22 protein-coding genes and 1 tRNA gene are annotated in these 25,855 nt (G+C 73.5%); 14 read left to right on the top strand and 9 right to left on the bottom strand.

Annotation, left to right across the window (positions count from 1 at the left end; genetic code table 11):
• Positions 1–23 precede the first annotated feature (23 nt).
• Positions 24–1,511: an aminopeptidase P family protein gene (locus tag ABZ479_RS08490; RefSeq protein WP_500460731.1), complete on the bottom strand. Its 1,488-nt coding sequence runs from the start codon at positions 1,509–1,511 to the stop codon at positions 24–26.
• A gap of 45 nt (positions 1,512–1,556) precedes the next feature.
• Positions 1,557–2,960: a PP2C family protein-serine/threonine phosphatase gene (locus ABZ479_RS08485; protein ID WP_500460730.1), complete on the bottom strand. Its 1,404-nt coding sequence runs from the start codon at positions 2,958–2,960 to the stop codon at positions 1,557–1,559.
• Between the two features lie 589 nt (positions 2,961–3,549).
• Between ABZ479_RS08485 and ABZ479_RS08480 the strand changes: the two genes are divergently transcribed.
• Together ABZ479_RS08480 and ABZ479_RS08475 are read left to right on the top strand one after the other, a co-directional pair.
• Complete coding sequence (locus ABZ479_RS08480) at positions 3,550–4,203, top strand: bifunctional DNA primase/polymerase (RefSeq protein ID WP_500460729.1); 654 nt, start codon at positions 3,550–3,552, stop codon at positions 4,201–4,203.
• 148 nt (positions 4,204–4,351) lie between these two features.
• On the top strand, positions 4,352–4,882 hold the full coding sequence (locus ABZ479_RS08475) for a hypothetical protein (protein ID WP_500460728.1): 531 nt from the start codon (positions 4,352–4,354) through the stop codon (positions 4,880–4,882).
• Between the two features lie 202 nt (positions 4,883–5,084).
• Here the strand turns inward: ABZ479_RS08475 and ABZ479_RS08470 are convergent, their stop codons facing one another.
• The 3 genes from ABZ479_RS08470 to ABZ479_RS08460 form a co-directional block, all read right to left on the bottom strand.
• On the bottom strand, positions 5,085–6,056 hold the full coding sequence (locus ABZ479_RS08470) for a DUF5926 family protein (protein WP_500460726.1): 972 nt from the start codon (positions 6,054–6,056) through the stop codon (positions 5,085–5,087).
• A gap of 110 nt (positions 6,057–6,166) precedes the next feature.
• Positions 6,167–6,775, bottom strand: coding sequence for an ATP-binding protein (locus ABZ479_RS08465; RefSeq protein ID WP_500460725.1), 609 nt, complete (start codon positions 6,773–6,775; stop codon positions 6,167–6,169).
• A gap of 71 nt (positions 6,776–6,846) precedes the next feature.
• Entirely contained in the window at positions 6,847–7,722 is an 876-nt protein-coding gene (locus ABZ479_RS08460) for a glycerophosphodiester phosphodiesterase (RefSeq protein ID WP_499604756.1), read from the bottom strand.
• A 154-nt stretch (positions 7,723–7,876) separates the two neighbouring features.
• Between ABZ479_RS08460 and ABZ479_RS08455 the strand changes: the two genes are divergently transcribed.
• Both ABZ479_RS08455 and ABZ479_RS08450 read left to right on the top strand, forming a co-directional pair.
• Complete coding sequence (locus ABZ479_RS08455) at positions 7,877–9,469, top strand: S1C family serine protease (protein WP_500460723.1); 1,593 nt, start codon at positions 7,877–7,879, stop codon at positions 9,467–9,469.
• A gap of 60 nt (positions 9,470–9,529) precedes the next feature.
• Positions 9,530–9,616, top strand: a tRNA-Ser gene (locus tag ABZ479_RS08450).
• A 147-nt stretch (positions 9,617–9,763) separates the two neighbouring features.
• On the opposite strand, the gene ABZ479_RS08445 is transcribed toward ABZ479_RS08450, so the two are convergent.
• Both ABZ479_RS08445 and ABZ479_RS08440 read right to left on the bottom strand, forming a co-directional pair.
• Positions 9,764–10,003 (bottom strand): DUF4265 domain-containing protein, encoded by a 240-nt coding sequence (locus tag ABZ479_RS08445; protein ID WP_500460722.1) that lies wholly within the window; start codon positions 10,001–10,003, stop codon positions 9,764–9,766.
• Complete coding sequence (locus ABZ479_RS08440) at positions 10,000–10,248, bottom strand: DUF4265 domain-containing protein (protein ID WP_500460721.1); 249 nt, start codon at positions 10,246–10,248, stop codon at positions 10,000–10,002. The genes ABZ479_RS08445 and ABZ479_RS08440 overlap by 4 nt, the downstream gene beginning before the upstream one ends.
• 301 nt (positions 10,249–10,549) lie before the next feature.
• Here ABZ479_RS08440 and ABZ479_RS08435 point away from each other — a divergent pair, with 301 nt between their 5' ends.
• The gene (locus ABZ479_RS08435) at positions 10,550–11,164 is read left to right on the top strand and encodes a hypothetical protein (RefSeq protein WP_500460720.1); all 615 of its coding nucleotides are present in this window, start codon (positions 10,550–10,552) and stop codon (positions 11,162–11,164) included.
• 74 nt (positions 11,165–11,238) lie between these two features.
• Here ABZ479_RS08435 and ABZ479_RS08430 read toward each other — a convergent pair whose 3' ends face one another.
• Positions 11,239–14,424, bottom strand: a complete 3,186-nt coding sequence (locus tag ABZ479_RS08430) for an FG-GAP repeat domain-containing protein (protein WP_500460719.1) — start codon at positions 14,422–14,424, stop codon at positions 11,239–11,241.
• A 385-nt stretch (positions 14,425–14,809) separates the two neighbouring features.
• Here ABZ479_RS08430 and ABZ479_RS08425 point away from each other — a divergent pair, with 385 nt between their 5' ends.
• Entirely contained in the window at positions 14,810–16,177 is a 1,368-nt protein-coding gene (locus tag ABZ479_RS08425) for an FtsK/SpoIIIE domain-containing protein (RefSeq protein ID WP_500460718.1), read from the top strand.
• A gap of 88 nt (positions 16,178–16,265) precedes the next feature.
• The gene (pip, locus tag ABZ479_RS08420; RefSeq protein ID WP_500460717.1) at positions 16,266–17,222 is read left to right on the top strand and encodes a prolyl aminopeptidase; all 957 of its coding nucleotides are present in this window, start codon (positions 16,266–16,268) and stop codon (positions 17,220–17,222) included.
• Between the two features lie 36 nt (positions 17,223–17,258).
• Here the strand turns inward: pip and ABZ479_RS08415 are convergent, their stop codons facing one another.
• Positions 17,259–18,746 carry a multicopper oxidase family protein gene (locus tag ABZ479_RS08415; protein ID WP_500460715.1) on the bottom strand — a complete coding sequence of 496 codons (1,488 nt, stop codon included), beginning with the start codon at positions 18,744–18,746 and terminating at the stop codon, positions 17,259–17,261.
• A gap of 482 nt (positions 18,747–19,228) precedes the next feature.
• Between ABZ479_RS08415 and ABZ479_RS08410 the strand changes: the two genes are divergently transcribed.
• From ABZ479_RS08410 to ABZ479_RS08380, 7 genes are all read left to right on the top strand, one after another.
• Complete coding sequence (locus ABZ479_RS08410; protein WP_500460714.1) at positions 19,229–19,534, top strand: hypothetical protein; 306 nt, start codon at positions 19,229–19,231, stop codon at positions 19,532–19,534.
• Between the two features lie 198 nt (positions 19,535–19,732).
• Positions 19,733–20,644 carry a Zn-ribbon domain-containing OB-fold protein gene (locus tag ABZ479_RS08405; protein WP_500460712.1) on the top strand — a complete coding sequence of 304 codons (912 nt, stop codon included), beginning with the start codon at positions 19,733–19,735 and terminating at the stop codon, positions 20,642–20,644.
• A 19-nt stretch (positions 20,645–20,663) separates the two neighbouring features.
• On the top strand, positions 20,664–21,050 hold the full coding sequence (locus tag ABZ479_RS08400; protein WP_499605035.1) for a MaoC/PaaZ C-terminal domain-containing protein: 387 nt from the start codon (positions 20,664–20,666) through the stop codon (positions 21,048–21,050).
• Complete coding sequence (locus ABZ479_RS08395) at positions 21,047–22,237, top strand: lipid-transfer protein (protein WP_500460710.1); 1,191 nt, start codon at positions 21,047–21,049, stop codon at positions 22,235–22,237. Before ABZ479_RS08400 ends, ABZ479_RS08395 begins: the two co-directional genes overlap by 4 nt.
• A gap of 129 nt (positions 22,238–22,366) precedes the next feature.
• On the top strand, positions 22,367–23,380 hold the full coding sequence (locus ABZ479_RS08390) for a DUF1906 domain-containing protein (RefSeq protein ID WP_500460708.1): 1,014 nt from the start codon (positions 22,367–22,369) through the stop codon (positions 23,378–23,380).
• A 172-nt stretch (positions 23,381–23,552) separates the two neighbouring features.
• Positions 23,553–24,077, top strand: coding sequence for a SigE family RNA polymerase sigma factor (locus ABZ479_RS08385; RefSeq protein WP_499604777.1), 525 nt, complete (start codon positions 23,553–23,555; stop codon positions 24,075–24,077).
• 78 nt (positions 24,078–24,155) lie between these two features.
• Positions 24,156–25,805 (top strand): long-chain fatty acid--CoA ligase, encoded by a 1,650-nt coding sequence (locus tag ABZ479_RS08380; RefSeq protein WP_500460707.1) that lies wholly within the window; start codon positions 24,156–24,158, stop codon positions 25,803–25,805.
• Positions 25,806–25,855: the final 50 nt, after the last annotated feature.

Genomic DNA, 25,855 nt, shown 5'->3' with positions numbered 1-25,855 from the left:
CCGTCCGTCCGGGTGGCGGGGGGTCAGCCCTTGAGCTCCGCCATCCAGCGCTCGACCTCGTCGGAGCGGCGCGGCAGGCCGCCGCTGAGGTTCCGGTTGCCGTCCTCGGTGACGAGGATGTCGTCCTCGATGCGGACGCCGACGCCCCGGTACTCCTCCGGCACGGTCAGGTCGTCGGCCTGGAAGTACAGGCCCGGCTCGACGGTGAGGACCACGCCCGGCTCCAGCGTGCTGTCGACGTAGGTCTCCGTGCGGGCGGCGGCGCAGTCGTGGACGTCCAGGCCCAGCATGTGGCCGGTGCCGTGGAGGGTCCAGCGGCGCTGCAGGCCGAGCTCGAGGACGCGCTCGACCGGGCCCTCGACCAGGCCCCACTCGACGAGCTTCTCGGTGAGCACCCGCTGTGCGGCGTCGTGGAAGTCGCGGTAGGCCGCGCCGGGGCGGACGGCGGCGATGCCGGCCTCCTGGGCCTCGTACACGGCGTCGTAGACCTTCCGCTGGACGTCGCTGTACGTGCCGTTCACCGGCAGCGTGCGCGTGACGTCGGCGGTGTAGAGGGTGTGGGTCTCCACGCCGGCGTCGAGCAGCAGCAGGTCGCCGGAGCGGACCGGGCCGTCGTTGCGGACCCAGTGCAGGGTGCAGGCGTGCGGGCCCGCCGCGCAGATGGAGCCGTAGCCGACGTCGTTGCCCTCGACGCGGGCGCGCAGGAAGAACGTTCCCTCGATGTAGCGCTCGGAGGTCGCCTCGGCCTTGTCCAGCACCCGGACGACGTCCTCGAAGCCCCGGGCGGTGGAGTCGCAGGCCTTCTGCAGCTCGCCGATCTCCCACTCGTCCTTGACCAGCCGCAGCTCGGACAGGAACTCCTTCAGCTCGGCGTCGCGCTCCGCGGTGACCTTGTCGGTCAGCGCGGCCTCGACGCCGGCGTCGTAGCCGCGGACGACCCGGACCGGGCCGGTGGCCTCGCGGAGCACGTCGGCGACCTTGCGGACGTCGGCGCACGGCAGGCCCAGCACGACCTCGGCCTCGGCCAGGCTGTGGCGGCGGCCGGTCCAGAGCTCGCCCTGGCCGTCCAGCCAGAACTCGCCGTTCTCCCGGGAGGAGCGGGGGAGCAGGTAGGCGGTGGCGTCGTGAGATCCGTCACCGTTGGGCTCCAGGACCAGGACGGCGTCCTGGGTCTGGTCGCCCGTGAGGTGCACGTACTCGCTGGCGGCACGGAACGGGTAGTCCGTGTCGTTGGCGCGGGTGCGCAGGTTGCCGGCCGGGACCACCAGCCGCTCGCCGGGGAACCGCGCGGACAGCGCGGCACGCCGCTTGGCCGCGTACGGCGCCTGCTCGACCGGCTGCAGGTCGTGCAGTTCGGTGTCCGCCCAGCCGGACTTCATCACCTCGGTGAGCTCGTCGGAGACGGCCGGATACAGGCCGTTCTTCCGCTGCTTGATGGGCTCGTCGCCTTCCGGGGTCTCCGGAGCGCGGTCCTCGACCACGTCGTGCCTCCTCGCTGTAGACCACCCCATCGTAAGTGGGCGCGGAAGACGGCCGGCGGCGGTCCCCGTCCGGGCTCAGTCGAAGCGGGCGGCGAGCAGGACGACGTCCTCGGTCGGGTGGGGGTCCTCGTGGTCGCCGGGGAGCATGGCGTGCAGGACGTGCTCCACCAGCTGCGCCGGGTCGTCCCGGGCGGTCCGCGGGGCGGACGCCGCGGCCGCGTGCAGGCGGGCGGAGGCGCGGTCGACGGGATCGCCGGTGCGGTGCAGCAGGCCGTCGGTGTAGAGCAGCACGGTCTCCCCCGCCAGTGGCCGGAACTCGACGCTCGGCGCCTCCCAGCAGCTGAGCATGCCCAGCGGCGCGGACAGCGAGGTCTCCACGTACTCGACCCGGTGCCCGCCCACGACCAGCGGCGGGCAGTGCCCCGCCCCGGCGACCACGACCTTCCGGGAGCCCGGCTCGGCGTACGCGAACAGGGCCGTGGCCGACCTGGCGGGCTCGGTCAGCCGCAGCAGCAGCTCCAGGTCGGACAGGACGGCGACCGGGTCCTCGCCCTCCATCACCGCGTACGCCCGCAGCGAGGCCCGCATCCGGCCCATCGCGGCGACCGCGCTCATGCCGCCGCCGCTCACCCCGCCGACCGACAGCCCCAGCGCCCCCTCGGGCAGCGGGAGGGCGTCGTACCAGTCGCCCCCACCGCCGGCGGCCGGGAGGTGCCGCACGGCCAGCCGGACCCCGGGGACCCGCGGCAGCCGGGTCGGCAACAGCTCCTGGCGGAGCGTGGCGACGGTGGCGCGGCTGCGGTCCAGTTCCAGCAGCCGGGCAAGGTGCTCGGCGGCGTGGCGGCAGTACAGGCCGATGAGGTGGCGCCGGCGCTCGGTGGGTTCGGCCGGCTCGTCGTAGAACCACAGGGCCGAGCCCAGCCGGCCGGTGGACTCCGCGGACAGCCGCAGGGCGTAGCTGGCGCCGAAACCGAGCCGCAGGGCGACCTCGCGGTGGCGCGGGTCGATCCCGGGCTCGCGGCACAGGTCGGTGTGGATCTCCTCCGCGGGCACCGCCTCCGGTGCCGCGGGCAGCGGGACGGTCTCCAGCGCGCCGAGCTCGGCCGGGCCGAGGCCGAGGCCGACGACGGTGGCCGGACCCAGCCGGTCGGCGGGGGAGACGGCGGCCAGGCCGCGCCGGGCGCCGACCAAGGCGCCGCCGGCGCGCAGCAGTTCGCGCAGCGCGTCCTGCAGGGTCGCGGTCCCGGCCAGCCGCTCGGTGAGTTCGTGCAGGGTGGTCAGGTCGGAGACCCAGGAGGCCAGCCTGTCCTGGGTGGCGGTGAGCCGGCCGACCGGATCCGCCGTCCCGGGACGTGCGTCCGGATCGTCGGGACGGGGTTCCGGATGGGATTGCTGTTCGACCACGGGGGAGGCAGTGTGCGCCGGTGGCGGAATGGGTGGGTCGATTCCGGCCACTTTCGGAAGGCGCGCGGCGCTCATGGCCGCCGGCTTTCACGATCTTCGTCGTGCCGCGGCGACGGCTCCGCAGAGCAGCGCATTTCCGTCAATAGCATCGCAAACCCCCAAGCTCGTGCTGCGCCGCTATCAATGGTTTCCCTTCTACCGCCTACTCGTGGGTGTGTCCAGGATTGCCCAGGTGGAAGGGCTGGTGTCGGCGGGTCCGCGGAGATGCAGGACTATGGCCGAAAAAGGGCACCGCGTGCCACAATTAGTTGTCGACTGAAGGGGTTCGACAGCGCGTCATATCCATCGCAGTGGGTACGTACGGGATGGGAGTTGGCGGCCTCAGGAACCCGGCGCCCTGCCGGGGCGTCATAGACCGAGACGGCCGACCCTCCCCCCATGGCGGGGTTCTTGCACAGCCGGCGGGACCGCACACAGCAGCACACGCAAGCACACGCAGCAGTTCCCAGCACTCCGCAGGACGAACAAGCGCCAGTGTGCGCCACCCCCCGCCACGTTCCACGCTCGGCTCGAGACGTGATGCGCTGACTCGTAAGCGGTGTGCTCCAGATTACGTTGTGTCATGGGCAGATCCCTGAGCGCTAACGGAAAGGAACGAGCGCAGATGCGCGAGATCCTCGGAAGGCGACGCAAGAGCAGTCCCGAGCTGCTGCGTGCGGCGCTCACCTGCGCCGAGCGGTGGCACTGGCCCGTGGTACCGGGAGCCGGTACGGACGCACGCGGCGGATGCGCCTGTCTGCGGCCCGACTGTCCGGTGCCGGGCGCCCATCCGCACGACCCGGGCCTCCTCGCGGCGACCTGCGATCCACGGATGGTCCGCTGGTGGTGGACGCGGCGGCCGGACCAGCCGCTCGTGCTCGCCACCGGCGACCCGGTCTCGGCGGTGAGCCTGCCGGCCGTCGCGGGGGCGCGGGCGCTGGGCGTCTTCGACAAGCTGGGGGTGCGCACCGGCCCGGTCGTGGCCACCCCCACGCGCTTCGCCCTCCTGGTGGAGCCGTACTCCCTCGAGGAACTGGGCGAGTTGCTCGACCGGCACGAGTGGGTGCCGACCTCGCTGCGGTACCACGGCCAGGGCGGCTACCTCCTGCTGCCGCCCTCCCCGGTCGGATCCGGCGGCACCGCGGGGGCGCGCTGGGTCAGGCCGCCGGTGGTGGACCCGGGCGACCGGGCGCCGTGGCTGCCCAGCGTGCGGGTGATCGTCGACACCCTCGTGCAGGCCGGGCGTACGGCACCGGACGGCAGCCGGCTCTCGTACTGACGCCGGCTCCCCGGCGGGGCCCGTGGGAGGCGTGTGAGGGCGGCAGTCGCCCTCGGCCGTCACTCGTTCGGGTAGGAGCGGGGGCCGTTGCCCGGCGAACGGGCAACGGCCCCCGCTCCATGTCCGTTTCTCCCGCTATGTTCTGTGCATGATGCGTGCGCCGAACCTGCGGATGGCCGCCCTCGCCACGGTCGTGGCGGTCGCCGCGATGCTGCCCCTGACCGGTGCCACCGCCGGGCCCGTGCTCCCCGCCGTGCCCGTGGACGTGACGACCGCGCTCACCGACGACAAGCCGCTGTCAAGCGGGTCCGGTGTCTTCGACAGCCTGCCGAAGCTGGCCGGATCCAAGCCCCAGACCGCCTCCTGCGGTCCCCAACTCACCTCGCCCGAAGGCCTGCGGGCGCAGACCTGCACCATCGGCGAGGACGGCGACACCTGGGCGCGCACCTACTACAGCAACACCACGGGCCGGCCGCTGGACGGCGTGCTGACCCTCATGGGGCCCGACGGCCGGACGGTGCAGACGCGGTGCGCCATCACCGCGGACGGCGGGAGCGGGAGCTGCGAGACGCCGCGCGAGCCGACGGTGGCGGGGGCGGCGGAACCGTACATGGCGGTGGCGGAGATCGCCGAGCGGGACGGGGAACGCCCGTTGCTGCGCAGCGGATCCGCGCTCTGACCCGGACATGGAAACGTCCGGTCGCTGGCGACGGGGGATGCACCAGCGACCGGACTGTTTAAACGGTAACAAGACTTCGCCCGTACGCAAATCCGGGGTACGGGTTCAGGCCCGGGTTCCGGGCCCGGCCGGCAGCGGCTGTGACCAGGATCACCCGGAGGCGATCATGGCCCGAACTGCGGCCGCCGGCGCGGGACACCGGTCAGCTCAGGGTGATCTGCCGGTTGGTGAAGCCGCTGCGCGCCCGCCGCTCCTCCGCGGTCAGCGGGGACGTGCGCTCCAGCACCTCGGCCAGCCGCTCGCCGAAGGCCGCCGCCGGCTTCTCCACCTCGTCCGCGGTGACGCCGCTCGGCAGGTCCCACACCGGGACGACCAGCCCGTGCGCCCGGAAGGAGCCCACCAGCCGGGTGTCGTCGCCCAGCGACGAGGCGCCCGCGGCGTGCAGCCGGGCCAGCGCGTCCAGCAACTGCTCCTCGGGGTGCGGCATGACCCAGCGCAGGTGGTTCTTCTCCGGCGTCTCGCACCAGTACGCCGCGTCGACACCGGTCAGCCGCACGGTCGGGATCACGGCCGCGTTCGCCCGCTCCAGGGAGGCAGCGACCTCGCCGGTGGCGGACTCCGCGTCCTCCAGCCAGAACTCGAAGCCGGTGTGGACCACGGGCTCGAACGCGGCGCCCAGGTCCAGCAGGTCCTGCAGCCGGGGGCCGTCGGGCGCCGGGCGCTCCCCGGCCACCGGGTTCCCGGGCTCCGCCCGCAGCGCGCGCAGCAGGGTGTCGGCCAGGTCCCGGCTGATGTCCCCGGACGCGGTGTCGTTCTGCAGGCCCAGCAGCACCGCGCCGGTGTCCCGGCGCAGCCCCGGCCACGCCATCGGCAGCACCGTCGCCAGCGTGACGGACGGCACGCCCTCCGGCAGCGGGTCCTTGAGCGTCAACTCGGCGGTGGCGGCGGGCACCAGCTCGCGCAGCGCCACCCAGTCGCACTCGCCCGGCAGGCCCTCGAACGGCCGCCGCACCAGCTCCGTCACGGCGTGCGCCGCCTCACGGCCGTGGCACGCCTTGTAACGCCGTCCAGAGCCGCACGGGCAAGGTTCCCGGGCGCCGACGGCGGGGATCTCCCCGTCGGTGATCTGCGGGCGGGCGGGGGCCTTCGTCTTCGTCGGGCGCTTCTTCGCCATGGCTCGATCTCTCCCGGTAACGGCGGTGTTCCGGCCGTGAGCCTAGCGCCACGCCGTCCGCCCCCATCGGAGGTCGCGCCCGTCGAGGCCGGGCAACCGCCCCGCGGGGCCTAAGCGAGCTCGTCGAAGGGGTCCGCGAAGTCGATCGGGACGTCGAGCCCGGGCACGAGGTCGTCGCGCCGCGCGTGCCGGCTGCGCACCGCGAGCACGGCCCACACCGTGACCTCGCCGGGGGCGTCGCGCACGCCCCAGCGCAGCGACAGGTTCCGTACGATGCCCAGCCCGCGGCCGCCGCGGGCGGTGAGGGAGGGACTGGCCGGGAGCGGGCGGGTGGGCCCGCCGCCGTCGGTGACCTCCACCGTCAGCAGCCCGTCCTCGTCGATCCGCCAGGCGGCCCTGATGCCGCTGCCGCCAGAGCACGGCGCGTCCTCGCCCAGCGGCCGGGCGTGCCGGCAGGAGTTGCTGAGCAGTTCCGACAGGATGAGCACCGCGTCGTCGACGACCGGCTCGGCGACCCCGTACGCGTACAGTTCCTTGCGCAGCCTGCGCCGCGCCTCGGCCACGCCCGCCGGACCATGAGGCAGGGCCATGGTCGAGGACGTCGGCACCTCCTGGGCCACCACCAACGCCACCCCCGAGACCTCCTTCACCCCACGCCACGGGATGGATGCCCTCTCGTTCTGGGCCGGAAACCGGCCAACTGCGATCTCTTGGGGCACACACAACGATCGAACAGGTTCCGAACGCGCCGGTGCACACCGCCCGTGGAGGGCGATCATCCGTATTCCCTTCAGGAGCGCCCGAGTTGGGCCAGCACCTGCCGCGGACGGTTGGTGATGACGGCGTCGACGCCCAGCCGCACGCAGAGTTCGACGTCCTCGGGTTCGTTCACCGTCCACACGTGGACCCGGTGCCCCGCCTCGTGCAGCCGCTCCACGTAACCCGGGTTGGCGCGCAGGATGCGGATGCCGGGACCGGCGATCCCCACCCCGGCCGGCAACCGGCCGTCGCGGTGCCGGGGCAGTACGTACTGCATCAGGAAGACCGTCGGCAGGTGGCGCGAGGCCATCCGGATCCGGCGCAGGGAACGGGAGGAGAAGCTCATGACGCGGACCCGGGACGGCTCACCGGGCTCGGGCCACAGCATCCCGAACCGGTCCAGCAGCTCCACCAGCCGCTCCTCGACCTGGCCCGCCCAGCGCGTGGGGTGCTTGGTCTCGATCGCCAGCTCCACCCGGCGCCCGGTGTCCGCGACCAGTTCCAGCAGCCGTTCCAGGGTCAGCACCCGGCTGAGCTCGTCCGGGTCGCCGTCGAAGCGGTCGGGGGCCTCGGCGTCCGCGTCGAGCAGCGAGCGCAGCTCCGCGGAGGGGTGCCGCCGCGTCCCGCCGGCCCGTCCGTTGCCGGCCTCCGCCTTCCAGCTGCCGAAGTCCAGCGTCCTGAGGTCGGCCAGCTCCAGCGCGGAGACCGCGCCCCGTCCGTTGGAGGTGCGGTTCACCCGGCGGTCGTGCACGCAGACCAGCGTGCCGTCCGCGGTGAGGCGCACGTCGCACTCCAGGGCGTCCGCGCCGTCCTCGATGGCCTTCTTGTAGGCGGCGAGCGTGTGCTCCGGGGCGTCCTCGGACGCTCCCCGGTGAGCCACGACCTGGATCGCGCGGAGATCGGTCACCGGGCTATCGTGCCATCCGCCGGGCCGGGAACGGCCGCTGCTTACGGTGGTCTGACACCCGGTGGGAAAAGCTGTGTCCATCAAGACGGTCGTCGTACGTACCGTAGCCGTAACCGTACGCACGGCATACAACGCATATCCGAGGAGAACAGCCGTGAGCACCGAGAACGAGGCCGGTCCGGTCCCGGCGGCGCTGCCGACGCAGCCGCCCGCTGACGCTGGGTCCGCCGCTCCCGCTGCGCCTCCCGCGCCCGCCGCCGCGTCCTCTACTCCCCCGGCCGAGGCGCAGGTGCCGTCACCGGGTCCGGCCGCCCCCGCGGCCGCGGAGGCTCCCGCGGCGCCCGTCGCGGCGGAGTCCCCGGCCCCGGCGGCGCCCGCCGCCGCCACGCCTCCGGCCGGTCCTCCGGCCGGTCCTCCGGCCGGTCCTCCGTCCGGTCCCCCCGCCGGGCCGTCCGCCGCGCCGCAGGCCGCTCCCCCGGCCGCCCCCGTGGCACCGCCCGCCGAGGTGCACACCACGCCCCTGCCGCCGTTCGCGCCGCCGCCCACCCAGCCGTACGGCGGGCCCGGCGGCCCGATGGGCCCGTCCGGTCCCGTGGGCCCGGTCTGGGGGACGCCGGTGCCGGCCGCCCCCGCGCCCAAGAAGCGCGGCAACGGCGGCCTGGTGGCGGCCGTCCTCGTCGCCGCGCTCGTCGCGGGCGGCATCGGCGGCGGGGTCGGCTTCTGGGCCGCGGACCGCAACGACAACTCCTCCTCGACCACCGTCTCCTCGGTCGGCAACCCCAAGGACCTCAGCCGCGCCACCGACTCGGTCGCGGGCATCGCCAAGCAGGCCCTCCCCAGCGTCGTCACGATCGAGGCCAGCGGCCGCCAGGAGAGCGGCACCGGCACCGGCTTCGTGTACGACAAGGAAGGCCACATCCTCACCAACAACCACGTCGTCGCCCCCGCCGCCGACGGCGGCAAGCTCACCGCCACGTTCTCCGACGGCAAGAAGTACGAGGCCGAGGTCATCGGCCGCGCCCAGGGCTACGACGTCGCCGTCATCAAGCTCAAGGGGGTCACCCCCGACAAGCTCACCCCGCTCGCCCTCGGCGACTCCGAAAAGGTGGCGGTCGGCGACTCCACCATCGCCATCGGCGCCCCCTTCGGGCTTTCCGGCACCGTCACCACCGGCATCGTCAGCGCTCTGCACCGTCCCATCGCCTCCAGCGACGGCGAGGGTTCCAACGCCTCCTACATGAGCGCCATACAGACCGACGCCTCGATCAACCCCGGCAACTCCGGCGGTCCCCTCCTCAACTCCGAGGGCGCGGTCATCGGCATCAACTCCGCCATCCAGTCCACCGGCGGGAACGACGGGGCCGCCCAGTCCGGCAGCGTGGGCCTGGGCTTCGCCATCCCCATCGACCAGGCCCGCCGCGTCGCCGAGACGCTGATCAAGACCGGCGAGCCCGTGTACGCCGTCATCGGCGTCCACGTCGACTCCAGCTACAGCGGCGAGGGCGCGAAGATCGCCACGGGCGCCGACGCGGTCACCGCGGGGGGTCCCGCCGACCAGGCGGGCCTGCGCTCCGGCGACGTCATCACCAAGTTCGACGACACCGTGGTCGACTCCAGCCCCACCCTCATCGGCGAGATCTGGCAGCACCAGCCCGGCGAGAAGGTGGACCTCACCTACACCCGCGGCGGCCAGACCCGCACCGCCACCGTCACCCTCGGCGAACGCAAGGGCGACAGCACCAGCTGAGCCGACCCGTTAGGCTGTCCCCCGCGCCGCCCGGCCCACCCACCGGACCCCGCGGCGCGGGGAGAGTTGCCCGAGCGGCCTAAGGGAACGGTCTTGAAAACCGTCGTGGCAGCGATGTCACCGTGGGTTCAAATCCCACACTCTCCGCAATGGCCGGCGAAGGCGCTGGACAGAAGGGGTGCCCCAAGACACGGGGGCACCCCTTCTTCGTGTTCTTCGTGCCCGGGCGGCACCCGTCGTTCCCCCGGATTCCTCGTCCGGACGGGCGCGCCGGGTGCACGGTGGCCTCGAGTGTCAGCCGGCCGCGGTGGTCCGCCAGGCGTCCGTGACGCAGCCTTCCTCCATGTCCCACCACTCCTGATCGACGCCGTGTCGAAGGAGACGCTTGATCCTGCCGACATTCGCCTCCGGCGGGATGTCGAGGGCGACCATGCGGAACTGCTCGATGCCCTCGCCGCCCGCGCCCAACTCATGGAAGGCGTCGATCACGCTCTGCCGGGCCGCCGCCGAGCCGCTGTCGCGGAACACGATCAAGCGGATGGTGCAGCAGTCCGAGGGCCGGACCACTCTGCCTGCCCAGCTGCGACCTCGTCGTCCACGGACGTCTCGACGACGTCACCGTTGGCGACTCCCCGGACGAAGAAGGGCGTGTTCGCCAGTTCGACCCTTCCGTCGCCGCGGTCGACGGCCCAGAGGCTCTCCACCCCGGCCGGGGGCCAGTCGTCCTCGACCTCCAGACGGAAGTGCACCTTCACGTGCTCGGGACCGGGTCCAGTCATGCCCGACAGTGTGCACGAACGCGGCGGCTGCCTGGACGACTGCGGTGTGAACTCCGGCGCCGGGCGCGGAAGCGCGGCGGGCTGCCAGGCGGCGGGCGGCGGTTTTATCGGTCGCCTACACGCCGGGGGAAGGTATGGAGAGCCGCCACGACAGCGATGCCACCACGGGTTCACATCCAAGGCGCTGGACGGAAGGGGTGCCTCAAGACACGGGGGCACCCCTTCTTCATGCCTCCCCGGTTCCACGGGGGATGTCAGTACCCCCTGCGATGCTTCTGTGGTCACCTTGGTGGGAGGGATCATGGGCTTCGGTTACAAGACGTCATGGCTCGCTGTGCGGTCCGCCACGCCGGAGGAGGTGGCCGACGCCCTCGACCTGCGTCACCGGCGGATCGCGGGATGGACGGACGGCACCGAAGCCGCGTACCGGCAGGGGGTCTTCGTGGCCCGCCCCGTCGCCGACTGGACGGTTGCCCACGGCCGGATCCATCTGACTCCCGAGGCCACGGAGCCAGGCTTCACCGCCTGGCTCGAGACGCTCGGCAAGCGGCTCGGGGACCTGCAGTTCTTCGCCACCGACCGGATCGGCGAGTACCACGCCTGGGCCAAGGTCGAGTCCGGTGAGCTGACCCGCGCCTACTGCTACGTCGGTATGCGCGGTGAAGTGCCCCTGCACGTCGGTGAACCCACGGCCATCGAGCGGGAACTCGGTGTCGGGCAACGCCGGCTGGAAGACGGCTGGCGGGACTGGCAGGAAGCCGAGTGGGACGCCTGGCACGCCGCCATGCCGGTGGAGTTCGACGTCATGCGCATCGCGCGGAACTGGGGCCTGTGCCCCCTCGACATACCCGACGACGCCGTCGCCCCGGGCATCCACGGCTTCCCCTCCGGCGTCGAGCCCCGCGACCAGCACTGATGCGGCGTCGGCCGGACGGAAGGGGTACCCCAAGACACGGGGGCACCCCTTCCTCGTGTTCCGGACGGTTGCGGTCAGAAGAGGATCTTGTAGCCGCTCCAGCCGGTGCCGATCTTCACGCGGCCGCCGAAGCCGCCCTTGCCGTTGCCCGCCCAGCGGTACAGGTTGCCGTGGGCGTCACGGGTGATCAGGTCGTCGCGGCCGTCCTGGGTGAGGTCGCCGATGCCGACCATGGAGTTGTACGCGTTGAAGCCCGAGGCGATCTTCACGCGGCCGCCGAAGCCGCCCTTGCCGTTGCCGAACCAGCGCCACAGGACGCCGGCCTTGTCGCGGCCCAGCAGGTCACCGTTCCTGTCGCCGTTGAGGTCGCCCGCGCCCACCAGGGCGGTGTAGCCGGACAGGCCGGTGGCGACGCGGACCCGCTTCTTGTACGCGCCCTTGCCGTCCGCCGAGTACCGCCAGAGCGCACCCGACTTGTCGCGTCCCAGCAGGTCGGGCCGTCCGTCGCGGGTGAGGTCCCCGGGTGACGTCAGGACGTTGTAGATGTTCCAGCCCTTGCCGATGAGCGAGGACTTGTTGGTGCCGCGGGCGAAGTAGACCTGGCCGATGCCCCAGTACGCGCGCAGCTCGCCGGCGGAGTTGCGGACCAGCATGTCCGCGTTGCCGTCGCCGTTGAGGTCGCCCGACGGCACCAGGGTCGAGGAGACGGGCCAGTCCGCGGTGTAGCTGCGGTTGTAGAAGTACCCCTTGGAGTGGCCCTCCCAGGAGTCGGTCCTGCCGTCCTTCCGGACGGCGACCATGTCGGGGAATCCGTCGCAGTCGTAGACGTGGGTCGGCAGGACGCCGCACAGCACCTGGAGGTTGCCGCTCCCCACAGGCACCGCCGCGGTGCCACCGCCGAACCGGGCGGTCAGCTGCCAGGTGTAGACGCCGCTGCGGGTGAGGGCCCCGTTGGACTCCCTGCCCTTCCAGAAGGCCCGCAGGCCGTCGAGACCGCGTTCGGCCCCACCCTGCACCACGGCCACCCGGCGCCCTGTCGTCTTCTGGACGATGGCCAGCTCCCAGGAGTCCACGGGGCGGCTCAGCAGCAACGAGGACGACCAGGTCGAGTAGATCGACGTGGTGGTCCGCGGCGCGACGGCGTCGGAGGTGTGCTGCTCGCCGATGACGGGGGCGGAGTCAGGTACGCCGTCCGCCGCCACGTGCACGCGGCGGTCCGCGTCCACGTAGGCGACGTGTCCGCTGTACTTGTCCACGGTCCAGGTGATCCTGCGGTCGTCCGCGAGGGTTCCGGCCGGGAGGGTGGCGAAGGCGCGCTCCGCGAGCGGGGTCCCGGTGTGGAAGTCGGTCACCTTGAGTTCGCCGGCGTTCCGGTCGTGCCGCACCACATAGCCGTCGCCGAGCATGGCCGGGCCCGACGGCACCGCGAAACCGCGGTTGTTCGCGAGGTCGTACACCCCGGCCTGCTTGTCGGGACCGCAGGACCAGTACAGCCACCGCGCGGTCGCCTGGAGCTCGGTGGGCACGCAGGAGGCACCGGTCCGCACGGTCCTGCCCGCGGTGACGCCGTTCCCGTCGAGCAGTTCCGCGGTCAGCGTGCCGGGGCTGCCGGCGTTCGCGCTCCACAGGGTGGAGTACCAGAGCGCCGCGGCCTGCACCGGACGGCTGCGGATCACCTTGGCGGAGCCCGGGTCGACCAGGTACTGGGTCCTCGGGGAACCGCCGTCCACCACCACGTACGAGGGGGACGCGTCCCTGACCTCGCCGCCGTTGCCGGGCACGGGCAGCCGCGCGTACGAGGTGTCGGCGTTCACCCGCGTCTCCAGGTACGTCCGCCCGTCCGCCTGGGACAGGAAGGACAGCCCGTACCAGTTGCCCTCGACGATCCGTACGCATTCCTGGTCCGTGGCGCAGCGCACGACGGAGGAGGGGATGCCCGCGGGCCGCGGCCGGGCCGCTCCCGCGACGGGGACCGGTCCCGTACCGACGTCCTGCTGGTGGAGGGAGAGCCTGCCCTCGGTGCTGTCCACCCGGTTGAGGGTGCCCCGGTACAGGCTGAGCCCGAGCACCTTGGCGATCACCGGGGGCAGCGGCTGGACGACCTGTCGCGCCGGGGTCCCCTCGGAGCCGGCGGTGAAGCGGTGCACCGCCCAGTCGCCGGTGCCGGAGCCGCCGACGACCAGGGCACTGCCGTCCGCGGCCTGCGGCGGTTGGTCCCCGACGACCGCGATGTGGTCGAGCGCGGTGCCGGGCTCGCCGCCGTCGAGCGGCCGGGCCGTGAGCCGCCGGCCGAGCGTGGTGCCCGAGGTGGCGTCCGGACCCGAGGTGAGGAGGGTGTCGCCGACGAGGGCCACGGCGGCCGCGTCGTCGGGCAGCGGGAACTCCCGTACCCCGGAGGAGACGTCTGCGCGGGGCAGCCAGCGCAGACCGGCGAGGCCGTGCCCCCACCAGGCGACGCGGTCCGCGGTGAGCAGGATGCGCAGGCCCTCACCGCTCATCGTGTCGGGAAGCGGGGTGATCACGCCGGTGGCGGCGTCCAACAGCCCGTAGCGGTACGCGCCGTCCTGCCGGTACGGGATCACCGCCGTGCCGCCGTCCACGGCCTCCGGCTGCAGCGAGAGGCTGCTCAGCTGGGCACCGGCCGGCAGTCCGGTGACGGGCAGCGGCTGGGCGGGATCGGAGCCGGTGTCGAGGAGCACACCGGCGGAACTGGTCGTGCTGGTCGCGGACTCCAGGGCGAGCACCTTGCCCCCGACGGTGCCCCGGAAGGTGTGACCGGCCGGGAGCTGCACCTCCCGGCCCTGGCCGGTGTGCGGGTCGAGCAGGGTGAACCAGGTGGCGCCCCGGGCCGGGCTGGGCGAAACGGCGAGCAGGTCGCCGCCGGCGCCGACGGGGCTCACGACCGCGTTGGCCGGAAGCGACTGGAGGCCGGGCACCCGCGTCGAGGTGCCGCTCGCGAAGTCGGTCCAGGTGTAGCCGTCCCTGCCTTCCTGCTGGTGCAGGAAACCAGTGGTGCCGCCGGCCAGCGGGGTGTCCACGCGCGGGGTGGCCCGGTCGGCGGGCGGGATCACGACCTCCTGGGTCGCGTTCGCCGCGGTCACCTCCTGGGCGGCCCGCGCGCTTGGTGCGTCGACGGCGAGCGGGACGGCCGTCCCCGCGACCGCCAGGACCGTGGCGGCCGCTCGCGCCGCGAGGCCGGTCCCGCGTCTGTGGCGGCCGGTGGACAGTGGATCAGGCGACGTCCGGGTCGGTGCCCTCACGTCTCCCCCCTCAAGGATGTGTCGGTGCGCCGCCGCGCGGCGGTGCCGGACCGTTGCCGTCGCGTCGGCCGCGCCGCCCCCCGACGGTCGCGGCCCGCCATGCCGGCCGCCGGTGCGTAGACGCTAGCCGATCGGTCGACCGCCGCCGCGGGCAGGTGGGGTCAACGAGAGGCGGGTTGCCGGGGCTTCGGTGCTGCTCCCCGTGGGCGTCGGCCGGACGGGGCGCGGCCCCATGGGTGGAACCCCGGTGTCGGTGACCGGGGGGCGGGGGTGGGGCTGGGAGAATACGCTTAACGGTCAAACCGGTCATGGGATGTGCTCGCGTGCCGCGGGCGGTCGCCGGGCCGGTGCCGGCCGCCGTCCCGAACGGCAAGGGCTGATCACCATGACGGGTGTCGCGCTCCTGGGTGTGCTGCTGGCCGCCGCCGGTGGTCTGGCCTACGCCCGTGAACGGTTCCCGGTCGCGTTCTGGCTGCTGTTCGGGCTGCCGCTGGCCTGGGGGCGGTTCCTGTCGACCTACGGCTCCACCATGGCGGCCTGCGGGCTGGCCGTACCGCCGTCGCGGGTGCGGGTGTTGGCGGGGTGGGCGATGGGGCGCCGGGAGGCGCGGCCGGTGCCGCCGCGGATCCGCCGGCTGGGCGGCTCGCTGACCGGGATGCGGGTGCGGCTGCGGCTGCCGGGCGGGCTGGAGCCCGCCGACGTCGTCGCCGCGTCCAGCCGGCTGCGCCACGCCTGGGGCGTGCACGCGGTGCACGTGGCCGAGCTCGGGCCCGGGGTCGTGGAGGTGCGGATGACCGGCTACGACGTGCTCCGCGAGGTGCGGATGCCGCGCCGCCTGCCGTCCGGGCCGATGGTGGTGCCGGTGGCGCTGCGGGACGACGGGACCGCCTTCGTGCGCGACTACCGGGAGGTCCCGCACGCGCTCACCCTCGGGGCGAACCAGTCGGGCAAGTCGACGTACCAGCGCAACCTGATCATGAACCTGGCCAGGTTGCCGGTGGCCCTGGTGGGGATCGACTGCAAGGGCGGCGTGGAGCAGACCCCGTACGCGGCGCGGCTGTCGGCCCTGGCGACCGACCGGGCGCAGGCGGCGGAGCTGCTGGACACGCTGGTGGCGGAGATGGAGCACCGGTTCGCGCTCCTCAAGGAGTGCCAGCGGACGGCCCTGGACAGCCCGGACGAGGAGGTGGCCTCCGACATCTGGGGGCTGCCCGCGTACGTGCGGCCGGTGCCGGTCGTCGTCCTGGTCGACGAGGTCGCCGAACTCTTCCTCAGCGCGACGAAGAAGGACGAGGAACGCCGGGACCGCACGGTGGCGAACCTGATCCGGCTGGCCCAGCGGGCCCGCGCGGTCGGCATCTACCTGGAGATCTGCGGGCAGCGCTTCGGGGTGGAGCTCGGCAAGGGCGCGGCCACGCTGCGGTCCCAGCTCTCCGGGCGCGTCGTGCACCGCGTCAACAAGCAGACCGCCGAGGTGGGTCTGGGCGACATCTCGTCCGAGGCGATGGCCGCCGCGACCGCCATCGCCCGGGACCGGGTGGGCGTCGCGGTGGCGGGCGACGCCTCCGGCGGCTGGTCCCACATCCGCAGCCCGCGGGTGTCGATCGCCGAGACCGCTGCCGTCTGCCGGGCCCACGCCCACCTGGTGCCCGAGCTGCCGGCCCTGGACCGCTACCGTCCCTCCGCCCGCGGCGAGGACGACGGGCCGCAGGAGCCCGGCCCCTTCCCCCGGCCCCGCTCGGGCCCGGAGTGACGGCGGGGCGGCGGCCGGGCGGGTGAACGGCTAGCCTCGCGGGGTCGTTCGCCGGGGCACGGGCTCCGGTGCGGAGGAGGGGATCGTGATGGCGGGGTTTCCGTCGACCGAGCCGTACGCGTCGGGGCTGCTCGACGTCGGGGACGGGCAGCGCGTCTACTGGGAGACCAGCGGGAACCCGGAGGGCAAGCCGGTCCTGTGCGTGCACGGCGGCCCGGGCTCCGGGGGCAAGCGCGGCAGCCGGAAGACCTTCGACCCGGAGGTGTACCGGATCGTGCTCTTCGACCAGCGCGGGTCCGGGCAGAGCCTGCCGCACGCCTCGGACCCGGCGGTGTCGCTCGAGCACAACACCACCGGGCACCTGATCGCCGACATGGAGCGGCTGCGCGAACACCTGGGCGTCGAGCGGTGGATGCTGTACGGCGGCTCGTGGGGCTCGACGCTGATCCTGGCGTACGCGCAGCGGTACCCGGAGCGGGTGTCGGAGATCGTGATCGTCGGGGTGACCACGACCCGGCGGGAGGAGATCGACTGGCTCTACCGCGGTGTGGCCCGGCTGGTGCCCGGGCCGTGGGAGGCGTTCCGCGACGGGGTGCCGCCCGCGGAGCGGGACGGGAACCTCCCCGCCGCCTACGACCGGCTGCTGAACAGCCCGGACGCCGCGGTGCGGGAGAAGGCCGTACGCGACTGGGTCACCTGGGAGGACGCGGTCATCGCCCACGAGACCAACGGCAAGCCGGGGGCGTACGGCGACCGGCCGGACGCCGACCTGGTCGCCTTCGTGCGGATCTGCGCGCACTACTTCGCCAACGGCGCCTGGCTGGAGGAGGGGCAGTTGCTGCGGGACGCGCACCGCCTCGCCGGGATCCCGGGCGTGCTGATCCACGGGCGGCTGGACCTGGGCGGCCCGCTGTCCACGGCGTGGGAGCTGGCCAAGGCGTGGCCGGGGGCGGAGCTGCAGGTGATCGACGACTCCGGCCACACGGGCAGCCCCACCATGGGGGAGGCGGTCGTGGCCGCGGCGCGGCGCTTCGGAACGCGCTGACGCGGCAAGCCGTGCCGGGGGAGTGCCCCGGCACGGTCACTTGCCGCGGGGGCGGGGCGGGACGATGTCGAGGATCGCCATCATGCCCATGTCCTCGTGGTTGAGGATGTGGCAGTGCAGCACGGTCCGGCCGGTGAAGTCCGTGAAGGGGACGCGGATCACGACGTTGCCGCGGGCGGGCACGTTGACCGTGTCGAACCAGCGGTGATCCGGGTCGGTGGCCTTCCCGTCGGTGCTCATCAGCTGGAACTGGTTGGTGTGGACGTGGAAGGAGTGCTCCTCGTCGGAGTCGTTGCGCACCGTCCACTCCTCGACGGTGCCGAGCACGGAGGTGAAGTCCACCCGGCCCGGTGCGTACGTGCGGCCGTTGACGTAGAACACGTCGCCCGCCGCGTTCTCGGTGAACACCACCGTCTTGCGGTCCGCGACCGTGACGTGTGCCAGGTCCTCGTTGGGCGCGAAGTCCGTCGGGATCCGCGCGGGGGTCACGGGGGCGCCGGCGGTCACGACGGTCGCCAGGTCGGTGCGCGGGAAGCGGTTGCCGGCCTTGCCGGTGTCGTAGGCGAGGGTCTCCAGTGTGGTGGTGCCGGGCCGGGGGGCGCCCTGCACCAGGACGTCGAAGCGCGCGCCGGCGGCGATGACCAGGGTCCGGGCCGCGTAGACCCGCCGGACCGGGTAGCCGTCCTGGGCGATCACGTGGAAGCGGCCGCCCTTCAGGTGCAGCCGGTAGTAGATGTTGGCGCCGATGTTGGCCAGCCGCCACAGCTGGGTCTCGCCGGGCCGCAGGGAGATCACCGGGTTCTGCCGGCCGTTGACCGTGCGGTTGGTGCGTGCGCCGATCTTCAGCCCGTGGGTCCTGATCGCGTCCCCGTGGACCTGGAAGTCCTTGAGCGCGACGACGTGTTCGGTGATGCCGCGCAGCGCCGGGGGCAGGTACCGCCGCAGGCCGTCGACGACGATGATGCCCGACTCCCCGCCCGCGACCTGGGCGGCGGACATCATGTCGGCGTGCGAGTGGTACCAGTACGTGCCGGGCGTGACGGTGCGCGGCAGCCGGTAGGTGTAGTGGTGGCTCCTGCCGTACTTGATGGCGACGAAGATGTCGTCGGCGGGGCTGCGCGGTGAGACGTGGAGTCCGTGCACGTGGACGTTGGTGTCCTGGCGCACCCGGTTGGTCATGGTGAGGTCGATGCGGTCGCCGGGCCGCACGCGCAGCGTCGGCGGCATGTACCTCCCGTTGTAGGTGAGGGCGTACAGCCGGTGGTCGCCGACCCGCACCTTGCGGCGTTCGACGACGACGCGGGCCTTGAGGACGCCGTCGCGGCTGACCAGTTCCGGGGGGTCCTGCAGCCGCGGGCCGGCGGGTTCCACCGGGGGTGCCCGGCGGTCCTGCGGGGCGGGCCGGTCGGCGCCGTGGGGGTGCCCGGACGGGGCGTGCCCCGCGCAGCCGGCGATCCAGGCCGCGGCCAGGAGCAGCAGGGCGACCAGCCGGGCCGGCGCGGTTCGGGTACGGGACCGGGTCACATCTCTCCCCAGGGGAAGCGGCAGGCGGTGGGCGTCCGGGCGCGACGGGCGGCGGGGTCCGTCAGCCGGAGCGTAGGAAGCGGACGGCTGCCTTCCGCTGCGCCACGCACCACCGGGGGACGGCATCCGCTCGAACGGCAGCACGGTGGGCGCCCGCGGGGTGGTGCCCGGTCCGGGGAGGGGTGCGCCGGGGAGGGCGGGCACCCGGGAGGGCGGGTCACCGGGATTGGCCGAAAGTCGTGCCGTAACGATTCCCCGCCTGTGGGGCCCGGGTCGTGCCGCCCGGAACGGGGGCGGCCGGGTCAGTCGCGGCGGTTGTGGAGGTTTGTCGACAGATCGTCACGCTTGCGAGCGAAAGGGATCAAAGCCCGGCTTGGCCGCCGCGGTGCTGGGCAACTCTGGTTGCGGCGACGTCGCAGAGCCGGCGGAGCGGTCGGCCGGCCGCGCCGCGCACCTCGTATCCACTCCTCGGAGGGAAACACATGGCAAGCATCCGTACCGCCCGAGTCATGGCCACCCTGGCCGCACTGCCGCTGGCGGCGGCCCTGTTCGCCGGCACGGCGGTGGCCGACAACGGCGCCGTGGCGGGTGGCACCTCCAACGCGACCGTGGTGAGCAACAGCGGTGGCAACGTGGGCCGCGACAACTTCGGGACGGTGACGACCGCGCAGCAGGCGGCGACCGGGGCGGGGGCCTCCAACCAGAACAGCACCGCCAGCGTGGTCGGTTCGGCCTTCACCACCATCAACCAGCCCACGCTGAACATCCACTTCGGGCCCATGTGGTGAGCGGACCGGCCCGCCGCCGGGGCGGGCCGGGGGGCTGAAGGGTCGACTGCGCGACGGCAACCTCACTGCCGTCGCGCAGTCACGTCCGGTGCTGTCCACAGCCTGTGGACAGCGTCTTCCGTCCGGGCGTCTTGACAGCGGCGCCACCTCCTGGTCAATCTGACGATCAGTCAGAAAACAGGGGCGGTGACGGCGACCATGACGACCGACGACGACCTGTACGAGCGGCTGCGGACGTACGAGGGGCGCCCCGCCGCCATTGCGGGCGAGGGCAGGGACCCCGTCAACACGCCGATGATCAGGCACTGGTGCGAGGCGATGGGCCACCCCCTCCCGCCGGACGGAACGGCCCCCGCCGCCATGCTCCAGGTGTGGACCATGCGCGGCCTGCCCGCGCTCCCCGGCGACCCGGACGCCGCCGGGGGCGGTTCCCGCGCCGGCGCCTACGACGAACTCCTCGCGCTGCTCGACGGCGCCGGCTGCACCGCGGTCGTCGCCACCGACTGCGAGCAGGAGTACCTGCGGCTGCTGCGCCCGGGCGACCGGATCACCTTCGACGCGGTGATCGAGAGCGTCTCCCCGCGCAAGACCACCCGGCTCGGCAGCGGCCACTTCGTCACCACGCGCACGGACGTACGGGCGGACGGCGAACCCGCCGGCCGCCACCGCTTCCGCATCCTCAAGTACGCCCCCGCGCGGGCGCCGGGCGAACGGCCGAGGCGGCCCCGCCCCGTCGTCAACCGCGACAACGCCGGGTACTGGGAGGGCGTCGAGCGGCACGAGTTGCTCATCCAACGCTGCTCCTCCTGCGGCACCCTGAGGCTGCCGTGGCTCCCCGGCTGCAACAGCTGCGGCTCCGGCGCCTGGGACACGCTACCGGCCTGCGGGCGCGGCACGGTCTACAGCCGCGTCGTCGTGCATCACCCGCCGTTCCCCGCCTTCGACCCGCCGTACGCGGTCGCCCTGGTCGAACTGGCCGAAGGCGTCCGCCTGCTGGGCGGCGTCGTCGGCGTGCCGTACGAGAAGGTGCGCATCGGCATGCCGGTGACGCTCGCGTTCCGGCACGCCGACGGGGAGCCGGCCGTGCCCGTCTTCCGCGCGGAGGTGTGAGGTGACCGGACCGACGCAGGTGCGGGCCGGCGACGTCCTGCCGGAGCTGCGGATCCCCGTCACACGGACGCTGGTCGTCGCCGGGGCGATCGCCACCCGCGACTTCCAGGACGTCCACCACGACCCCGACGCGGCGCGGGCCAAGGGCTCGCCGGACGTCTTCCTGAACATCCTCACCACGGGCGGGCTCGTCGGCCGTTACCTCGCCGGGCACTTCGGCCCCTCGGCGGTGCTCCGCTCGCTGCGCGTGCGCCTGGGCACGCCGGCCCACCCCGGCGACGAGCTGGTGTTCACCGGCAGCGTCACGACGGTGCGCGGCACGGCGGCGACCGTGGAGGTCGTCGGCGCGGTCGGGCGGGGGAACCACGTCACGGGCACCGCGGTGGTGGAGGTGGGCGGCGGATGAGCGTACGGCGGCGCGACGGACTGGGCGGCCGGGCCGCGATCGCGGGGATCGGCGCCACGGAGTTCTCCAAGGACTCCGGCCGCAGCGAACTGCAACTGGCCGTGGAGGCCGTGCGGGCGGCGGTCGAGGACGCCGGGCTGACGCCGTCCGACGTCGACGGCATGGTCACCTTCACGATGGACACCAGCCCGGAGATCACCGTCGCCCAGGCCGCCGGCATCGGCGAACTCGGCTTCTTCTCCCGGATCCACTACGGGGGCGGTGCCGCCTGCGCCACCGTGCAGCAGGCCGCGATGGCCGTGGCGACCGGCGTCGCGGACGTCGTCATCTGCTACCGGGCGTTCAACGAGCGCTCGGGCCGCCGCTTCGGCTCCGGCGTCCAGCGGCGCGAACCCTCGGCGGAGGGCGCGGCGCTCGGCGTCAACCTGCCGTCCGGGCTGCTCACCCCCGCGTCCTGGGTCGCCATGTCGGCAGAGCGCTATCTCCACACGTACGGGCTCGAACCGGAGGTTTTCGGCCATGTCGCCGTCGCCGGGCGCCGGCACGCCGCGACCAACCCGGCCGCCTGGTTCCACGGCCGGCCCATCACCCTGGCCGACCACGCCGCCTCGCGGTGGATCGTCGAGCCGCTGCGCCTGCTCGACTGCTGCCAGGAGACCGACGGCGGCCAGGCGCTGGTCGTCACCTCCGCCGAACGCGCCCGCGACCTGCGGCACCCGCCGGCGGTGGTCAGGGCCGCGGCGCAGGGCGCGGGGCGCGGCCAGGAGCAGATGACCGGCTACTACCGGCCGGACCAGGACCTGTGCGGGCTGCCCGAGTCGGCCGTCGTGGCCCGCCAGCTCTGGCGCACCTCCGGCCTCGGGCCGGCGGACGTCGACACCGCCGTCCTCTACGACCACTTCACCCCCTTCGTCCTGATGCAGCTGGAGGAGTACGGGTTCTGCGCGCGTGGGGAGGCGGCCGCCTTCGCCGCCGACGGCGGCCTGGAACGGGGCGGGAGGCTGCCGGTCAACACCCACGGCGGCCAGCTCGGCGAGGCCTACCTGCACGGCATGAACGGCATCGCCGAGGGGGTACGGCAGTTGCGCGGCACCAGCGTCAACCAGGTCCCGGGCGCGGCCCACGTCCTCGTCACGGCCGGTACGGGAGTCCCCACCTCGGGACTGCTGCTGGGCGCGGCGGACTGAGCGTTCCCGCCGCCCGCCGCCCGCCGCCCGCCGCCCGGCGGCCCATACGGGGCCGGGTGTTGCTGCGTACGGCTGACAAGGGGGCGTGGCTCCGCCGTCAGCGGGAAGACGCCTGCGTTCACTCGACGCATGCGCGAACACAAGCCGATCATCCGACACGGGGCGATCGTGGCGATGGTGCTTGCCTGCCTCCTGGCCGGGCCCACCGCGGCCGAGGCTGTCGCGCCGCGTCCCGCCGCGTCGGTCGCCGAGCGGGCCCAGGCGGCGGCTTCCGCGCCGGGCACGGCCCCCGCCGGAGGACCGGCCCGTACACCCGGCGACGGCGGTGACGACGGCCCGTTCGGCTTCGCCGACACCGGCCTCCTCGACGGCCTGGACCTCCCCTACGGGCTCGGCGGCGGGGGCGCCCCCGAGAGCGCCCCGGCCCGGGTCTACCGCGGCTACGGCTTCGACACCTGCCGCACACCGCCGCTGTCCACGATGCGCGCCTGGCTGCGCTCCAAGTACCGCGCCATCGGCGTCTACTACGGCGGCCGCGCCCGCGCCTGCACCACGCAGCGCCACCTGAACCGCAACTGGGTGCGCTCGGTGCACCGGATGGGCTGGCGCATCCTGCCGATCTACGTGGGCTCGCAGTCGCCCTGCGTACGCGGCAGGCACCTGCGCGGCCACCGGATGAGCACCGACGACCCCTGGGGCCAGGGCGCGAGCGAGGGCTGGGACGCCGTGCGCAGGGCCGCCGCCCTCGGCTTCGAGCCCGGCAGCGCGCTCTACCTCGACATGGAGGCGTACAACGTCAAACGGTCCCGCTGCGCCGACCAGACCCTCGACTTCATCCGGGGCTGGGACCGCGAGGTCGACGACGCCGGCTACCTGCCGGGCCTCTACAGCAGTTCGGAGTCCGGCATCCGGCACATCGAACGCGCCCGCCGGGAGGGCTACGACGACCTGCCGCGCGCCGTCTGGTTCGCCCGCTGGCAGGGGAAGCCGGCGGTGGGCAGCGAACCGGTCCTCGAACGGGACGCCTGGCATCCGCACGGCCGCATCCACCAGTACTCGGGCAGCGTGCGCGAGAAGCACGGCGGACGGCGGCTGGCGATCGACCGCAACCGGCTGGACGGGCCGGTGGCCGTCGTCGGATGACGCGGCGGGCGACCGCCGGGACGCGGCCCCTGCGGGGTGACCCGTAGGGGCGGCGGGTCCGGCCTCAGCCCTCCGGAGGTGGGGCGGGCCCCCGCCCTACGACTTCAGGGTGACCCCGCTTCGGCACCTGCGGCGGATCCCCGGCGGCCGGACCGGATCCTAGCGTGGAGCCATGACCACGCCCGTGTGCACAAGCGCCGCGCAGGCCCAGTTCACCCGCTACGTCCGGGCCAAGGGCCCGGCGCTGCTGCGGACCGCGCGCTCGCTCACCGCCAACCCCTGCGACGCCGAGGACCTGCTGCAGACCGCCCTCACCAAGACCTACCTGGCGTGGGACCGGATAGACGACCACCGGGCGCTGGACGGCTACGTGCGCCGCACGCTGGTCAACACCCGTACCTCGCAGTGGCGCAGGCGCCGCGTCGAGGAGTACGCCACCGAGGAGATCCCCGAGCCGCACGGCCACGCCGTGACCGGCCCCGACGCGGCCGAGCAGCAGGCCCAGCGCGACGCTCTGCTGCGCGCGATCTCCCGGCTCCCCGCCCGCCAGCGGGCGATGGTCGTCCTCAGGTACTACGAGGACATGAGCGAGGTGCAGACCGCCGAGGTGCTCGGGGTGTCCGTGGGCACGGTCAAGAGCGCGGTGTCGCGCGCCCTCGGCAAACTCCGCGAGGACCCCGAATTGCGCCTGGGGTAGTGACATACCGCTCGGTATGCCAGCAGAATCTCAGCACCCACCTACCCACGCGTAGCCGCTTCAACGAGGAGGCGACCGGTGCTGAGCACAATGCAGGACGTTCCCCTGCTGGTGTCCCGGATCCTGACCCACGGCTCGACGGTGCACGGCCGGTCGCAGGTCACGACCTGGACCGGCGAAGGCGAGCCGCACCGCCGGTCGTTCGCCGAGATCGGGGCGCGCGCCGCCCGCCTCGCGCACGCGCTGCGCGACGGACTCGGCGTCGAGCGCGACGACCGCGTCGCCACGCTGATGTGGAACAACGCGGAGCACGTCGAGGCGTACTTCGCGATCCCCTCCATGGGGGCCGTCCTCCACACGCTCAACCTCCGGCTTCCCGCCGAGCAGTTGGTCTTCATCGCCAACCACGCCGCCGACCGCGTGGTCCTGGTCAACGGCACCCTGATCCCGCTGCTCGCACCGCTGCTGCCCGCAATGGAGACGGTCGAGCACGTGGTCGTCGTCGGCCCCGGCGACACCTCGCCGCTGGAGGGCTGCCGCCCCACGCTGCACACCTACGAGTCCCTCATCGAGGGCCGCCCCGAGAGCTACGACTGGCCCGAGCTGGACGAGCGTTCCGCGGCCGCCATGTGTTACACCTCGGGCACCACCGGCGACCCCAAGGGCGTGCTGTTCTCGCACCGTTCCATCTACCTGCACTCCCTGCAGGTCAACATGGCCGAGTCGATGGGCCTGACCGACTCCGACACCACCCTGGTCGTCGTGCCCCAGTTCCACGTCAACGCCTGGGGCCTGCCGCACGCCACCTTCATGACCGGCATCAACATGCTGATGCCGGACCGCTTCCTGCAGCCCGGCCCGCTCGCCGCGATGATCGAGGCCGAGCGCCCCACGCACGCCGCGGCCGTCCCCACCATCTGGCAGGGCCTGCTCGCCGAACTCGCCGCCAATCCGCGGGACATCGGCAGCATGCGCCACGTCACCATCGGCGGCTCCGCCTGCCCGCCCTCCCTGATGGAGGCGTACGACAAGCTCGGCGTCCGCCTCCTGCACGCGTGGGGCATGACCGAGACCTCCCCGCTGGGCACCATGGCCCACCCGCCGGCCGGCCTCACCGAGGAGGAGGAGTGGCCGTACCGGATCACCCAGGGCCGCTTCCCCGCCTCCGTGGAGGCCCGCCTGGTCGGCCCCGCCGGCGAGGTGCTGCCCTGGGACGGTGCGTCCGCGGGCGAACTGGAGGTCCGCGGCGCGTGGATCGCCGCGGCCTACTACGGCGGCGCCGACGCCGAACCGCTGCGCCCCGAGGACAAGTTCAGCCCCGACGGCTGGCTGCGCACCGGGGACGTCGGCACCATCACCCACGACGGCTACCTGACGCTGACCGACCGCGCCAAGGACGTCATCAAGTCCGGCGGCGAGTGGATCTCGTCCGTCGAGCTGGAGAACGCCATCATGGCCCACCCGGCCGTCGCCGAGGCCGCGGTCGTGGCCGTGCCCGACGACCGCTGGGGCGAACGGCCGCTCGCCACGGTCGTCCTCAAGGACGGCAGCACGGTCGGCTACGAGGAGCTGCGGACCTTCCTCGGCGAGAGCATCGCGCGCTGGCAGCTGCCCGAGCGCTGGGCGGTCATCCCGGCGGTGCCGAAGACCTCGGTCGGCAAGTTCGACAAGAAGGTGATCCGGCGCCAGTACGCGGAGGGGGAGCTGGAGGTCACCAAGCTCGTCTGACGGCACGGCACGCGTGCGCCGGGCCCCGGGGGACGCGCCCCCGGGGCCCG

Origin of the sequence: Streptomyces sp. NPDC005722 (genome assembly GCF_040630935.1) — a bacterium.
Lineage (GTDB): Bacteria > Actinomycetota > Actinomycetes > Streptomycetales > Streptomycetaceae > Actinacidiphila.
Note: the sequence above shows the minus strand (reverse complement) of the source record. Positions and strands in the feature narration are given on the sequence as shown.